This is a genomic window from Prevotella sp. E15-22, assembly GCF_023204875.1.
Classification (GTDB): Bacteria; Bacteroidota; Bacteroidia; order Bacteroidales; family Bacteroidaceae; genus Prevotella.
This window is the reverse complement of the sequence record NZ_CP096247.1, coordinates 149,125-164,534: the sequence shown is the minus strand read 5'-3', so window position 1 is coordinate 164,534 and position 15,410 is coordinate 149,125. Positions and strand designations below refer to the sequence as shown.

The 15,410-nt window shown below is 54.0% G+C and carries 8 protein-coding genes and 1 tRNA gene; 6 read left to right on the top strand and 3 right to left on the bottom strand.

The window, feature by feature from the left end:
* Nucleotides 1-91: 91 nt before the first annotated feature.
* The gene (locus M1D30_RS00615) at nt 92-2,413 is read left to right on the top strand and encodes a glycoside hydrolase family 3 protein (protein WP_248505166.1); all 2,322 of its coding nucleotides are present in this window, start codon (nt 92-94) and stop codon (nt 2,411-2,413) included.
* Between the two features lie 20 nt (nt 2,414-2,433).
* A complete protein-coding gene (locus tag M1D30_RS00610) occupies nt 2,434-3,036 on the top strand; it encodes a DUF4294 domain-containing protein (protein ID WP_248505164.1) in 603 nt (200 codons plus the stop codon).
* A 29-nt stretch (nt 3,037-3,065) separates the two neighbouring features.
* Here M1D30_RS00610 and M1D30_RS00605 read toward each other — a convergent pair whose 3' ends face one another.
* Nucleotides 3,066-3,224 carry a hypothetical protein gene (locus M1D30_RS00605; RefSeq protein ID WP_248505162.1) on the bottom strand — a complete coding sequence of 53 codons (159 nt, stop codon included), beginning with the start codon at nt 3,222-3,224 and terminating at the stop codon, nt 3,066-3,068.
* Nucleotides 3,225-3,639: 415 nt separating this feature from the next.
* On the opposite strand from M1D30_RS00605, the gene M1D30_RS00600 reads away from it, so the two are divergent.
* Nucleotides 3,640-5,238, top strand: a complete 1,599-nt coding sequence (locus M1D30_RS00600; protein WP_248505160.1) for a lipopolysaccharide assembly protein LapB — start codon at nt 3,640-3,642, stop codon at nt 5,236-5,238.
* Between the two features lie 430 nt (nt 5,239-5,668).
* On the opposite strand, the gene M1D30_RS00595 is transcribed toward M1D30_RS00600, so the two are convergent.
* Nucleotides 5,669-7,822 (bottom strand): DUF6055 domain-containing protein, encoded by a 2,154-nt coding sequence (locus M1D30_RS00595; RefSeq protein WP_248505158.1) that lies wholly within the window; start codon nt 7,820-7,822, stop codon nt 5,669-5,671.
* A gap of 139 nt (nt 7,823-7,961) precedes the next feature.
* Between M1D30_RS00595 and M1D30_RS00590 the strand changes: the two genes are divergently transcribed.
* From M1D30_RS00590 to M1D30_RS00580, 3 genes are read left to right on the top strand one after another with little or no spacing between them, the layout of a single operon-like run.
* The gene (locus M1D30_RS00590) at nt 7,962-10,748 is read left to right on the top strand and encodes a beta-L-arabinofuranosidase domain-containing protein (protein ID WP_248505156.1); all 2,787 of its coding nucleotides are present in this window, start codon (nt 7,962-7,964) and stop codon (nt 10,746-10,748) included.
* Nucleotides 10,748-12,814, top strand: coding sequence for a DPP IV N-terminal domain-containing protein (locus tag M1D30_RS00585; RefSeq protein ID WP_371874130.1), 2,067 nt, complete (start codon nt 10,748-10,750; stop codon nt 12,812-12,814). The genes M1D30_RS00590 and M1D30_RS00585 overlap by 1 nt, the downstream gene beginning before the upstream one ends.
* Nucleotides 12,815-12,847: 33 nt before the next feature.
* Nucleotides 12,848-15,259: a glycoside hydrolase family 127 protein gene (locus M1D30_RS00580; RefSeq protein WP_248505154.1), complete on the top strand. Its 2,412-nt coding sequence runs from the start codon at nt 12,848-12,850 to the stop codon at nt 15,257-15,259.
* A gap of 56 nt (nt 15,260-15,315) precedes the next feature.
* Here the strand turns inward: M1D30_RS00580 and M1D30_RS00575 are convergent.
* Nucleotides 15,316-15,389: transfer RNA gene (locus tag M1D30_RS00575), tRNA-Gln, on the bottom strand.
* Between the last annotated feature and the right edge of the window lie 21 nt (nt 15,390-15,410).

The following is a 15,410-nucleotide window of genomic DNA, read 5'->3' as shown; positions in this document are numbered from 1 at the left end:
CTATTTGGTTATTTACACACTTCATAGTAACTTTGCATGCGAAATAGGGCAGGAAGCCCATCATTTCGCAAAAACTGAAAAAATGAAACCTATGAGAAAAGTGATCCTTACGGCCTGCATGGCCGCAGTAAGCATGGTGGCGACAACCACTCAGGCACAGCCCAAACTGACAGCGACGAACATCGACCAGGTGATGAAGGCCATGACCCTTGAGGAGAAGGCCAAGCTCTTGGTTGGCGGTTCCAACAACTTCTTTGGCGACCAGGCTGCCGTAGGTGGCGAGGCCGACCTCGTGGCTGGTGCTGCAGGCACCTCTGCTGCCATTCCCCGTCTGGGCATTCCTGCCACCGTACTGACCGACGGTCCTGCCGGCGTGCGCATCGACCCCACCCGTAGGGGCACCACTCATACGTTTTATGCCACAGGTTTCCCCATTGGCTCGTGTCTGGCATCCACATGGAACACAGAGCTGGTACGCAAGGTGGGCGAGGCCGTGGGCAACGAGACCAAGGAATATCGCTGCGACGTGATCCTGGGTCCTGGCATGAACCTGCATCGCAATCCCCTCTGTGGCCGTAACTTCGAGTACTACTCAGAAGACCCGCTGCTCACAGGTAAGATTGGCGCTGCCTATATCAACGGCGTGCAGAGTCAGGGTGCTGGCGTGTCGGCCAAGCACTTCGCTGTCAACTCGCAGGAGACCAACCGCACCAGCGTTGACGAGCAACTCAGTCAGCGTGCTGCTCGCGAGCTCTATCTGCGTGGCTTCGAGATTGCCGTTCGCGAGAGTCAGCCCTGGACCATCATGTCGAGCTATAACATGATCAACGGCCAGTACTCTATGGGCAACCGCGACCTGCTCACCAGCATCCTGCGCAACGACTGGGGCTATAAGGGCATCGTGATGACCGACTGGATTGGCATCCGCAAGGGACTCGAGACCATCACTGAGGTGCAGGCAGGCAACGACCTGATGGAACCAGGACAGCCAGCACAGGTGAAGGAGATTATCGATGGTGTGAATAGTGGCCGACTGTCTATGAAGGATGTCGACCGTAACGTGCGCCGCATGCTGGAGTATATTGTCAAGACACCCAGTTTCAAGCACTATCCTGCCACCAATGAGCCTGACCTTCAGGCACATGCTGCCATCACACGCCAGACGGCTTGCGAGGGTATTGTGCTGCTGAAGAATGCACCTTGTACAACGAACAATGTACAGGCACCTTGTCTGCCGTGGAAAGACGGACAGGTCAAGACCGTCGCCCTCTTTGGCGAGAACTCCTATAACCTGCTCTCTGGCGGCACAGGCTCTGGCTGTGTGCACACCCCCTATGTCGTCGACCTGGTGGAGGGTCTGAAGAATGCTGGCATCAGCACATCGAAGACCCTGACTGACATCTATCGCAAATACAACGACTTTGCCCGCCTGAAGTTCCAGGCCGAGCGTCATCCAGCCAACTGGTTCCAGCAGGAGCAGTTTGGTCAGCAGAAATATCCTGAGATTAGCTTCTCGTCAATCGCTATTAATAAGGAGGTACGCGCAGCCGATGCTGCCATCGTCACCATTGGTCGCCAGGCTGGCGAGGGTGCCGACCGTGACATCAATACTGAGTTCAACCTCATCGACACTGAGCGCCAGTTGCTCACAGAGGTATGCAAGGCCTTCCATGCTGCCCACAAGCCCGTCATCGTGATTATCAACAGTGGTAGCGTGATCGAGACAGCCTCATGGCGCGACCTGCCCGATGCCATCATCTGTGCCTGGCAGCCTGGCGAGGAGGGTGGCAACTCGCTGGCCGACATCCTCACTGGTAAGGTGAACCCCTCTGGCCGCCTCACGATGACCTGGCCCATAGCCGCCACCGACCACCCCTCGACAGAGGGCTATGCCGACAAGGTGGCCATGAAGCACCACGAGGACATCTATGTGGGTTATCGCTATTTCGACACCTTTAACAAAGAGGTGGCCTACCCCTTCGGCTATGGACTGAGCTACACCACCTTCGAGTTCTCGAAACCCAAGGTGAAGGTGAGTGGCAAGAACGTCACTGTGAGCGTCACTGTGAAGAACACAGGCAGCGTGGCTGGCAAGGAAGTGGCACAGGTCTATGTCACTGCGCCTAAGGGCCGCATCGAAAAACCAGCTCAGGAGTTGAAGACCTTCGCCAAGACGCGCGAACTGCAGCCTGGCGAGAGTCAGACGCTCACCATGCAGATTCCTGTCCGCATGCTGGCATCGTTCGACGAGGCTGGCAGTCAGTGGCTCACAGATGCTGGTCAGTACACCTTTAAGATTGGTGCCTCAAGTCGCGACATCCGTTGCACCACCACAGCCAAGGTGGGCCGCTATACGGAGAAGACCACCAACGCGCTGGCACCCAACGTCAAACTGAACCTGTTGAAACAATAAATAAAATATAGCACCAAATCATGAAACGTATAGCGCTTTTCCTGTTGTCGCTTGCCCTGACATCCCTGTCGGCTGTGGCCCAGAACGACCTGGGCGACCCCACGTTTGTGCCCACGGTGAAGGTGAGTAAGACACTGGTTGACGGCGATTCTATTCAGTATATGGAGATGTCGAACGTCTACGTGTATCCAGAGTTGACCTTCAAGAGCAAGCGACAACAGCAAGCCTATATTCGATTGGTGAAGAACGTGAAGAAGGTACTGCCCATAGCCAAGCAGGTGCGCCAGATTATCATCGAGACGGCCGAGTTTACTGAGACACTGCCTCCCAAGGAGCGCGACGCCCACCTGAAAAAGGTGGAGCAGGCCATCGTCAAGGAGTATAAGCCACAGATGAAGAAACTGACGTTCTCGCAGGGCAAACTGCTCATCAAACTTGTTGACCGTGAGTGTCACTCCACTGCCTACGAAGCCATGCAGGCCTTCATCGGTCCCATCCGTTCAGGCATGTGGCAGGCCTTTGCCTGGATGTTTGGTGCTTCGCTGAAGAAAGGCTATGAGCCAGAAGGCACTGACCGACTCACTGAACGTGTGGTTCTGATGGTCGAGGCCGGACAACTGTAAGTACACGCCATTCCCCCAATACTTTTTTCCTACGAGAGAAACTGATAGGTCACCAAGGCGGCCGCGCTGTTCACAATGATCAGTCCACTCAGGATTGACACATCATCTATATCCCTTTCTGCTTTGTTTTTAAGAATGGTCTTTATGAGAACCGCGATGAGAACAATCTCAAGAACACACGGTATCATAACCAGTCCCCACCTGAGTCTCGTGCAACAGCAAAACAACTCTTCCTTAAAACAGATAGCCACCGCTTCTGTTAAATAGACCGTCAAAACGAGACATGCCAGAATAATAATCCTTGTAGTTTGTTTCATACATTAATAATTAACATCATAGTTGATTTAAATTCTGCTGCAAAATTAGTTACTTTTGCAAAAACAAAAAAACTTTTTATGTTTCAATGTGTTTCACTAAACAAAAGAAAAATTAAACAAGTGTACAATAAATTAGTAATCAGTTACTTAGCAACACTCTGTTTGTTGAAGTAATTATTACATTATCAACTAAATATGAAACACTCTGAAACAAATTTCACGAAATCCTTGTAGTTTATTTTTGTTTTTATTATCTTTGTATGCGAAATAACTAAAGCCTAAGATAATGAAGAAGAACCTTACTACATATATCTATGTGTTTTTGGCTGTAATCCTGACCTCGTGTACTGACCATGCAACCCTTGACAGGTTGGATTATATCAAGGAAATAGGTAACGAGAACCCAGAGGAAGCACTCGTGATGCTCGACTCCGTCGAGGTGGACATCAAGCGGGCATCGGCCTATGCCAAAAACAAGTTTGACCTGCTGCGCGTCAGACTCAATGATAAAGTTGATCACAAGCCTACGTCAGACTTGATGATCAGGCAACTCGTTGACTATTTCGAGAAGGAGGGCAACGTGCGCGACAAGCAGGAGGTGTACTATTACGCTGGCAGCATCTATCGCGACCTGCAGGACACACCAAGGGCCCTCGAGAACTTCTTCAAGTCGCTGAGCTATGCCAACGACTGCAACGACTGCGACGCCTATATGCTCTGCTGCACCTATTCCAATCTGAGTCATCTGTTCTATACAGTACAGGACTATCGGAACGACTTGAAGATGGCCAAGAAGGAACTGGAGATCTGTAAGAAAGGCATCGGCAGTCTGGTCATCCCCTATATGCACATGGGCATAGCCTATCTGGCCTTGGACAGTATGCCCCAGGCCAAGGAGGCGCTCGACATGGCCTATCAGGAGATCATCTCGAAAGAAGACATCTCCAGCAATCAGGCGTCACTCATCCACCTGCTGAACGACTACTCTACTTTGGGTGATACTGCCAAAGCCAAGGTGTGCTACGAACTGATTGAAGACCGTCCCCTCGAACACTTCAAGGCTTTCCCTTGCAATGCCTTTGCTCGATACTTTGAAGCTGCAGGCAAGGTGGACTCGGCCATCATCTATTGTCAGCGTGTGCTGGACGATGGGCAGGACATAGACAACATGTACGATGCGGCCAAATCACTGTTCCGACTCTATGACAGGATGGGCGACAAGGAGAAGACCAATCACTTTGCCAGGAGCTATATGGCACTGAGCGACTCGATGGACTTTGGCACGCGACAGGAGTTGGCCGCCACAGTGACCAACGCATATAAGTATCACCTGGACCAGAACAGGGAGCAGCAACTGAAAGACGAAAGGAACAAGACCTTCAACACGCTGATTGCCGTCTCGATGCTTTCGGCCCTCGCCTTCCTCATTGCCATCACCGTTTACATCCGTAGGAAGAACAGATACCTGAAGCGAATCATCGCCCTCTCGGCCGACCTGCGAAAGCTCTCTGACGAGGAGAAGCGACTGCACGAGGAGATCCGTCAGAAGGAAGAGCAGAACAAGGTATTCATCAAACTGCTCCACATGTCGAAGTTGGAGGACAAGGCCGAGGATGTGGTGTCGTTCGTCAAGGAGTCGGCCTCGGGCAAGCAGCCCATGAAGGCATCCGACTGGAAGAAGCTCTACCAGGCTGTGGACAACCTCTACCCCACCTTCCACGACAAACTCATACACGAGTCGGACGCATTCAACGAACAGCAGATGCAGTTCTGCTACCTCGTCAAGATAGGCCTCTCCAGCACGCAGATCCAGAACCTGATGAACCTCTCGCGCGCCACCGTCTGGCGATGGAAGCAGAAATACGAATGGATTCAAACGGCATAGCGTTCTGGCAGGATTCCTGATTTTTAGAATTATTCGGACAATAGCGCCTCTGAGATTTAAAAATTCTGAGCCAAAAATTTTTTCTGTGCGTACAGGCGAAATATGAGCATGTTCGTAAAATGCTGAAAATGAATGGTTTACGAAATTGGCTCGAAAAGTGTAAAGAATTAGAAAGCGTTCGAATATTCGTTTAGGTTGTAACGGAGCCTGAGTTACACTGCAACGGAGGCTGTTTTGCATGGTAAAACAGCCTCCGTTGGGTTGTAAAACAGCCTCCGTTGCATGGTGAAATCGATAGGGGTCATCCAAAAGGTCATTTTTGACCCATTTTCGCGTTCTAGTTTGCATTTTTTCAGAACCCCTTTTTTCGGCACTTTTTTATGACATTATGTGCCGTGGTCAGAACTGTTTTTGGATCAGACCATTGAGGTTAGTCTGATACCAAGACCTTCTTGCCATCAACGATGGTCAGTCCACGCAAGCCCTTGCCTAACTTTCGCCCCTGAAGGTCGTAGATGCCATGATGCCCAGCATTCTGTGCAGGAAGAACGCCCTGGATGGCAGTAGGCGCGTTATAGTCGATGGACACGAGCGAAAAGCCACTGTCGATATTCGTGATGTGAACACGGAAGATGAAGCGCGCCAAGGCCTCCTTACCGTCAGACGACTTATAGCGCAGGAGCTGACCAAACGTGCAGTCCTGCCCCTGAGTGACGGCCCCAGGCTTCTGACCAATATTAAAAGAGAGGGACGACGGCTGAAACTCACTATAGAGCACGCCACTGGCATACTCGATCACCACGCCAGAAGCATTGAACCAATGGCCATAGCCGTTGGCCGTACTCTGACGGTTCACCAAGGCCTGCGTCCTGGGGTTCATGGCATAGAACATCATCTTGCCAGCACCAGGCCCACCTGTGGCCCATGCCTGCAGCTTGCTGGCAATATCCGTGGGCTGCATCTGGAACGCCGTGCCCAGCATGGCCTGCGCCTGACCAGACACATTCACAGCCACAGCGTCGTAGCTGTTGAGCTGGGGCAGATAGACATCATAGGTAAAGGTGATGTCGGCCACCTCGCGCCCATCAATCACAGGTGCCACATAGACCTGAGCGCGATCGCCCAGCGTGGTGCCCTCAACCTGGAAACGATAGGGCCACTGCCCATCGTTGCTGCTGTTATCGTCCCACTTATGCGCCACATAGGAGGTGGGAGCAGGCAGAACGACCAGCCACAGCTGCTTGGTGTCAGCAGGGATGGTGATGCTCACCTCGCAAGAACTTTCAGTATTCCCCTCGCAATAGATTGAGTCCTGCTGCACATACTGGCGCGAGCCATCGTTCAGGAGGGCCACATAACCCAGTCGGAAGCCACGCTTGGCAGCATTCGAAGGGCGCACATAGGTGGTGCGCGACGTCTTGACCCACTGCGCATCGCCGTTCATCATCTCGGCTGGGTCGCCCTGCGCCAGTTTTGAGGCAGCAGGCAGAGCCGTGAAGCGTGTGGTGACCAGCGTTCCCTCAGCAGGAACAGCAAGGGGTATGACATTAAAGCCAGAAGCCTCAGGGGCCGACGACAGGGCCACCTGATAGGCCGTATCGCCCAAGGCCACACAGCGATAGTCGAAGTCGCCCACAAACGCCTGGCCATAGCTGCGACAGGCATCGAGGTCCCAGGTGACACAATGCGAAGCATAGTCGTAATAAAGACGGAAGAGATCCTTGGCATTGAGTCCCTTCAACTTCATCAGCGCCTGGTTGAAGTCAGTGGCATTGCCCTGCGTCTGTCCAGTCATGGGCTGGTTCCACACCTGCGCCACAGTGGTGATGTCGTTATAGTGCTCACACAGATAGTAGTGCAGCCAGTAACTCTGATAGCGATGCCACTCGTGCGAAAAAGCCAGGTTGTGACTCTTACGGAAGATGCCGATGCTCTGACTGAACATCTCGCTGGGGTACGACTGGGCAGCCTGCCACTGGGCCGTCTGTTCCCAGATGGTCTGACCATTGCCACAACGCAGGTGGAAGCCAGTATTATCAGTCTGCGAGTCCTTGTGGCCACTATGCTCAGCATAGCACATATAATGGAACGAGTGGCCCACCTCGTGCGCCACAGAATGGCCCACAGGCTTACAGGCCGAAGGTCCCAGCCACAGGGCACTGATCTGATAGTCGTAGCCACCACCATAGCACACCCAGTCGGTGGTGTGGTTCAGTAGCACCATGATCTTGTATTTCGACAGGTTCGAGTTCTGAGGATCCACAAAGCCCAACTGGTTGATCTCCAGATCATAGAAGGCCTCGCATTTCTGCAGCAGGTCCTGCTCGTCAACCCTATAGGCCGAAGGCGACTCAGACGGCTTTTTCGTGCCATAGCCTTTGTCCCAGAATACGATGACATTCTCGCTCTCAACACTCCTGCTCTTCGACCACGTATATTGGTTGTCTGGGTCGCTCTCCTTGTAGAGCAGCGAGTCGCTGGGCCAGGGGTTCCTCCACTCGTTGGGGATATAGACCGTTTTCTGGGCATACACGCCAATGGCCATCATACTCAGCAGCATCTGGATGAAAAAGAATCTTCTCATTGTTTTAGGGAACATCGTTTTAAGTTTTTTTATGTAGATAATTGATTTTTCGAGGTGCAAAGTTACACTTTTTTCGTAACTTTGCACCATCAAAACCGATAAATGTCTACTTTCTACTGAAAACAAGCAAGAAACAAACATGAGAAGACTTTTTTCCTTCCTCATCCTCACTTCATTATGCTATGGCCAGATGATGGCGCAGATAGTGAAGACAGAGACCGTCTGCGTGGAGACACCTGTGGGAAACGCCCCTCGACTGCCCTATCAGTTGTGGGTGACCGATGCCAACGGCAAGGGTGCCTATCGCCAGGTGAAATGGATGAACGCATCGGAAGCCACAGAGCAGGCCGAGGCCAACGCCAGCATCAACCCTGTGGGCAGTATATATAAGGTACGTGGATTCGTCCTGGGCGACAACACCACACCCAACGGCTACCCTGTGTGGGCCGAGGTGAGAGTGGTGGAAGATGAAAGAGGGACGAGGGAAGAGGGAAGAATTGTGGCTGAGCCCCTGCCACTGAACGCAGTGAGCATCGACGGCGACAACAGACTGACGCAGAATCGCGACCTCGACATCGACCAGCTGATTAGTCTGCCTGTGAAGCAGCAGCTCTATAACTATCGCGACACCTACGGACTGCCCACGGAGGGCTATCCTGAGGCCGACGGATGGGACTCGCCCACCACCAAGTTGAAGGGGCATGGCTCTGGCCACTACATGTCGGCCATGGCCTTCGCCTTTGCCAGCTGTCAGGACAAGGCGAAGAAGGACATCCTGCGACGCAACATCACAGAGATGGTGAACGGTCTGCGCGAGTGTCAGGAGCGCACGTTCGTGTGGAACGAGCAACTGGGGCGCTACTGGGAGGCACGCGACTTTGCCCCTGAGGAGGAGCTAAAGACGATGCAAGGCACATGGGCCGACTTCGACCGCTATAAGCAGGCATACGAAAAGTATGGCTATGGCTATCTGAACGCCATCCCTGCCCAGCACTGCGTACTCATCGAGATGTATCGCGCCTACAACAACGACAGCTGGGTGTGGGCTCCCTATTACTCTGTTCACAAGCAACTGGCTGGTCTCATCGACATTGCCACCTATATCGACGACAAGGCTGTGGCCAAGAAGGCGCTGCTCATTGCCAAGGACATGGGACTGTGGGTGTGGAACCGACTGCACTATCGCACCTATGTGAAGAGCGACGGACGTCAGGACGAGCGACGTGCACGCCCTGGCAATCGCTACGAGATGTGGAATATGTACATCGCTGGCGAGGTGGGCGGCATGGCCGAATCGCTGGCGCGCCTGTCGGAAATGACAGGCACAGCCGAGGAGAAGGCGCATCTGCTGGAGGCGGCCAACTGCTTTGACAGTCCTGCCTTCTTCGATCCGCTGGCGCATAATGTGGACGCCATACGCACGCGCCATGCCAACCAGCACATCCCCATGGTGACTGGTGCCCTGCGCTCGTATCGTGGCAATCACAATCCCTACTACTACGACGTGGCCGAGAACTTCTGGACGATGATTCAGGGGCGCTATCGCTATGCCATGGGTGGTGTGGGCAATGGCGAGATGTTCCGTCAGCCCTATGCACAGATGACCTCCATGTGTACCAATGCCTCGAACTGGGGGCACACCAAGCATCCTGAGTCCACCATGAACGAGACGTGCTGCGCCTATAACCTGGCGAAGTTGACGAAGGACCTGAACTGCTTCAACCCCAACGACGCTCGCTATATGGACTACTACGAACGCGTGCTCTATAACCAGATTGTGGGGTCGGTGAACCCTCGCAAGTATCAGACGTGCTATCAATATGCCGTGGGACTGGATGCCTCGAAGCCGTGGGGCAACGAAACGCCTCAGGCCACCTGCTGTGGCGGCACGGGTGTGGAGAACCACGTGAAATATCAGGAGGCTGCCTACTTTGTGAACGACAACACCATCTGGGTGGCACTCTACCTGCCCACCACAGCCCAATGGAAGGAGAAGGGCGTGGTGCTGAAGCAGGCGTGTGAGTGGCCTGCTGAGAAGAGCATCATCCGCCTGACGAAGGGCAAGGCGAAGTTCGCCATGAAACTGCGCGTGCCTTATTGGGCCACTGAGGGCTTCGACATCAAACTCAACGGCAAGAGCATGGCCAGTCACTATCAGCCATCGAGCTACGTGGAGATTCCTGCACGCCGATGGTCAACGAAGGATGTGGTGGAGGTGACGATGCCCTTTACCAAGCATATCGACTTTGGGCCTGACAAGGTGGACGGCTACTGGCTGGGCGCCCTGATGCAGGGGCCGCTGGTGATGGCTGCCACCAACGTGAAGAGCTGGGACGAGGCCACCGTTGACCTATCCTCAGCCCTCAACCATCAACCTTCATCCTTCAACCTCGTCCCTGACTATGAGGGCGACAAGCACCTGACGCACTACTTCCGTCTGAACCTGCCTGCCTCAACAGTCAGCATGGTGGGCAATCTGCCTACTGACAGGTCGCAGTTGCGCGAATTGCTCCTCATCGCCAAGAGTAGGATGGACGACCAGCAGGCATGGCACAACATGACGGTGAAGGTGCCTGAATATGCGCCATGGGCCAGTCATGGCTTTGCACGCATGGCAGAACAATACAAGCAGGCACAGTCCTTTATGGAGGGCGCTGACGACCGCTATTCGCAGGAGGAGGTTGACAAGGTGGCCGCTGCCCTGAACGCCATCATCAACGCCATGCGTCCAGGCAACCTGGCTGAGCCTGAAGACCTGGAGGAGTTGCAATCGCTGCTGGAGAAGGTGGGCCAACTGCCTGCCAACGATCATATCGGTCGCGCCACGTCGTACGCCAACATGGTGATACGCTACGTGAGCGACGGCAGTGGCACGAAGGACATGATTGAGCGCGCCACCAACCAACTGAAAGAAATACTGAAATAATGATAAGAACAACACTGACCATGGCTCTGGCCCTGATGCTGACGCAGACGGCCGCTGCCGACAACATCAAAGACAACTACAAACGAGCCTTCGCTATTGGCTCGAAATACTCGAACAAGATGAAGTATGGCGACGTGAACGTGCACCTGAAGCATGGCACGCACCAGTTCTGGTACTCTGTGTTCGATGGTAAGAAACAGATATATAAGGAGGTGGATGCCGACCAGAACACGGTGACCACCCTCGCTGAGAATCCTGAGAAGCCGCGACAGCGCCCACAGTGGCAGGGACGACAGCGCCACTGGATGGAGGTGCCCGACGAGAAGGACGGCATGCGGATGTCGCCTGATGGCAAGGTGCAGGTGTTTCATCGCGACAATAACCTGTGGGTGAGGGAGAACGGCCAGGAGCATGCGCTGACCACCAATGGCGACTCGGCCTATTACTATTCAGCCTGGGGCTCGTTCTCGGCCGATGGGCGCTATTATGCCACGGTGCGCATCAAGCCTGCACCCAAGCGCTATGTGTACTATGTGGAGTCGTCGCCCAGAAACCAACTGCAGCCTGTGCTCCACACGCAGGAATATGCCAAGCCTGGCGATTCGCTGAACTATCGCGTGCCTGTGATCGTCGAGGTGGCCACTGGTCGCGTGACTGAGCCTTCGACAGCGCTCTTCCAGCACCAATATCAGGTGACGATGCCTCGCTGGAAGGACAACGAGCGTGTGACGTTCGAATATAATGAGCGTGGCCACAAGACGTATCGCGTGCTGGAGCTGTCGGCCGCCACAGGACTAGTGCGCACGCTGATTGAGGAGAAGAACGACAAGTATATCAACTACAACCGTCAGCAGCGCATCGACCTGCAGGATGGACAGCGCATCATCTGGACCAGCGAGCGCGACGGACGTAACCATATCTATCTGTACAGTGGTAAGGACTGCCGACAGATAACGAAGGGGGAATACTATGTGCGTGGCATCCAGCGCGTGGACGAGGAGAACGGCATTGTCTACTTCTCGGCCTGCGGCATGAACAAAAAGGAGGATCCATACCTGATTCATTACTACAAGATTGGACTGAACGGCAAGGGCCTGGTGTGCCTGACGCCTGAGGAGGGTAACCACAGCGTGACCTATACGGACGATATGGCCTATCTGATTGATACCTACTCGACGGTGACCACGCCACCTGTCACGGTGCTGCGCTCTGGCAAGGACGGACATATCCTGCGCACGCTGGAGACGGCCGACATCACAGCACTGGAGAAAGAGGGATGGAAGGCACCTGAGGTGTTCGTGGCCAAGGGTCGCGACGGCAAAACGGACATGTGGGGACTGATTCAGCGCCCATCGAACTTCGACCCAACGAAGAAATACCCTGTCATCGAGTATATCTACTCGGGCCCTGGCGACCAGTATGTGCCCAAGACGTTTACGCCATGGATATGGACCATGTCGAGTATTGCGGAGCTGGGCTTCATCGTGGTGCAGTTGGATGCCATGACTACCTCGTTTCGCACAAGGGCCTTCGAGGAGGTGTGCTATAAGAATCTGAAGGATGGCGGACTACCCGACCGCATAGCATGGATCAAGGCGGCGTGCAAGAAATATCCGTATATGGACGTCGACCGTGTGGGCATCTACGGCTGCTCGGCTGGCGGACAGAACGCGCTGGCGGCTGTGCTGTGGCATGGCGACTTCTACAAGGCGGCGTATGCAGCCTGTGGCTGTCACGACAACCGCATGGATAAGATTTGGTGGAACGAGCAGTGGATGGGCTATCCCGTTGACAGCTCGTATGTGGAATGCTCGAACACAGAGAACGCCTGGCGACTGGAACGTCCGCTGATGCTGGTGGTGGGCGAGATGGACGACAACGTGGATCCTGCCTCGACCATGCAGGTGGTGAACGCACTGGAGAAGGCTGGCAAGGACTTCGAGTTGGTGGTGGTTCCTGGTGCCCGTCATACCATGGGCGAGAGCTATGGTGACCATAAGCGTTATGACTTCTTTGTGCGCAACCTGCTGGGGGTGGAGCCGCCAAAGTGGAGCGAACTGAAATAGCATGATAATCCAATGAACTAAAACCGATACGACATGAAGAGAACTGTCTTTTCTTTGATTCTTTCATCACTCGTTGTGTGTCCTATAGGGGCACAAACGGGCTATCCCATCAACCCTGTGCCTTTCACGGCTGTGAAGGTGACGCCTGGCACGTTCTGGGGACAGCGCCTGGAGGCGAGTCGCAACGTGACGGTGCCCCTGGCCTTCTCGAAATGTGAGAGTGAGGGGCGCTATAAGAACTTTGAGCATGCGGCCATGCATCTGAAAGACCCTTCGAAGGTGTTTAAGGTGAACGGCGTGGGCTACTCGTTCGACGATACAGACCCCTACAAGACCATTGAGGGTGCCTCGTATATCCTGCAGACGTATCCTGACAAGAAGTTAAGGGCGTATGTGGACAGTGTGATCGACATCATCGCCACGGCTCAGGAGCCTGACGGCTATCTCTATACGGCACGCACGCAGAATCCTGCCGACCCTCACCACTGGGCTGGCGACAAGCGCTGGGTGAAGGAGGAGGACCTCTCGCACGAGCTCTATAACCTGGGGCACATGATTGAGGGGGCTGTGGCTCACTGGCAGGCCACGGGCAGCAGGAAGTTCCTGGATATTGCGCGCCGCTATGCTGATGTGGTGTGCAAGGAGGTGGGCCCTAACCCTGGACAGGCCTGCGTGGTGCCTGGACACCAGATAGCCGAGATGGCACTGTGCCGGCTCTACCTGGCCACGGGCGAGAAGAAATACCTGGACGAGGCGAAGTTCCTGCTGGACTATCGCGGCAAGACGCAGATCAAGCAGGAGTACAGTCAGAGTCATCAACCGGTGGTGGACCAGAAAGAGGCTGTGGGGCATGCTGTTCGCGCAGCTTATATGTATGCTGGCATGGCCGATGTGGCTGCACTCACTGGCGACCAGGGCTATGTCAACGCCATCGACCGTATCTGGGATAATATCGTCACAAAGAAACTGTATATCACGGGCGGCATCGGCGCCACCTCGAGTGGCGAGGCTTTCGGCAGGAACTACGAGTTGCCCAACATGAGCGCCTATTGCGAGACATGTGCCGCCATCGGTAATGTGTATGTGAACTACCGTTTGTTCCTGCTGCATGGCGATGCGAAGTATTTCGATGTGCTGGAGCGCACACTGTATAACGGTCTTATCAGCGGTGTGAGTCTTGAGGGCAACGGCTTCTTCTATCCCAACCCCTTGGAGTCGATGGGACAGCATCAGCGTCAGGCATGGTTCGGCTGTGCATGCTGTCCGTCGAACATCTGTCGCTTCATTCCCTCGCTGCCTGGCTATGTCTATGCAGTGAAGGACAGGAACGTGTATGTGAACCTGTTCCTGTCGAACAGGAGCGAGCTGAACGTTGGCAAGAAGAAGGTGGCTCTCTCTCAACAGACCAACTATCCATGGGATGGCGACATCACCATCACCATCGACAAAAATAACGTTGGTAGGTTTGCTCTAAAGATTCGTATCCCAGGCTGGGTAAAGGGCAAAGTGGTACCCTCTGATCTCTACTCCTATACAGACGGCAAACGTCTCGGTTATCGCGTAAGCGTCAACAATCAGCAACTCTATCCCGAGATTCATGACTATATCACTATCGACCGCTACTGGAAGAAAGGCGATAAGGTGCAGATTCACTTCGACATGGAGCCTCGCACGGTGCGTGCTAATAATAAGGTGGAAGCTGACAGAGGTATGGTGGCCGTGGAGCGTGGCCCGCTGGTGTACTGTGCCGAACATCCTGACAATGCGTTTGACGTCTTCTCGGCATTGGTCAACCAGGAGCCGAAGTTCCAACTTGGAAAGAAAGAGATTGCTGGTACTGAGGTGGTGACGCTGACGACGGATGCGCAGACGCTGGACTTCAACAAACAGGGAAAGCTCGTGGTGAAGGATCAGACGCTCACGTTGATTCCTTATTATGCCTGGTGTCATCGCGGCTCAGGTAAGATGCGTGTGTGGCTGCCCCAAGACCTGAAGGCCACAACACCTGCGCAGCCTGCCACACTGGCCAGCGAGAGTAAGGTGAGTAGCAGTTCGAAGGTGCCGGCTCTGTCGTCAATCAACGACCGACTGGTACCTCGCGACGAGAACGACCGCTCGATGCCCTACACACACTGGTGGCCTAAGAAAGCCACTACGGAATGGCTGGCGTATGAGTTTCCTGAAGCAGCTACCGTTCAGACATGCACCGTTTATTGGTTTGACGATGCACCCTGGGGCGGCTGTCGTGTGCCAAAGTCATGGCGTATCCTCTATCAGGATGCACAAGGCCAGTGGCTGCCGGTGAAGGATGCCGACCACTACCCCACTGTTCGTGGTGCGGCCTGCACAGTGAACTTTGCCCCAGTGAAGACCAAGGCACTGCGATTGGAGATCACACAGCCCGACGAGTTTTCGACAGGTGTATTCGAATGGAGTGTGAGATAACTGATACAGAAACAAAAAAGAATCCCGAAATCGTGATGATTTCGGGATTCTTTTGATGGTTGGACGACTCGGATTCGAACCGGGAATGACAGAACCAAAACCTGTAGTGTTACCATTACACCATCGTCCAATCGCTATTTAGCGGCTGCAA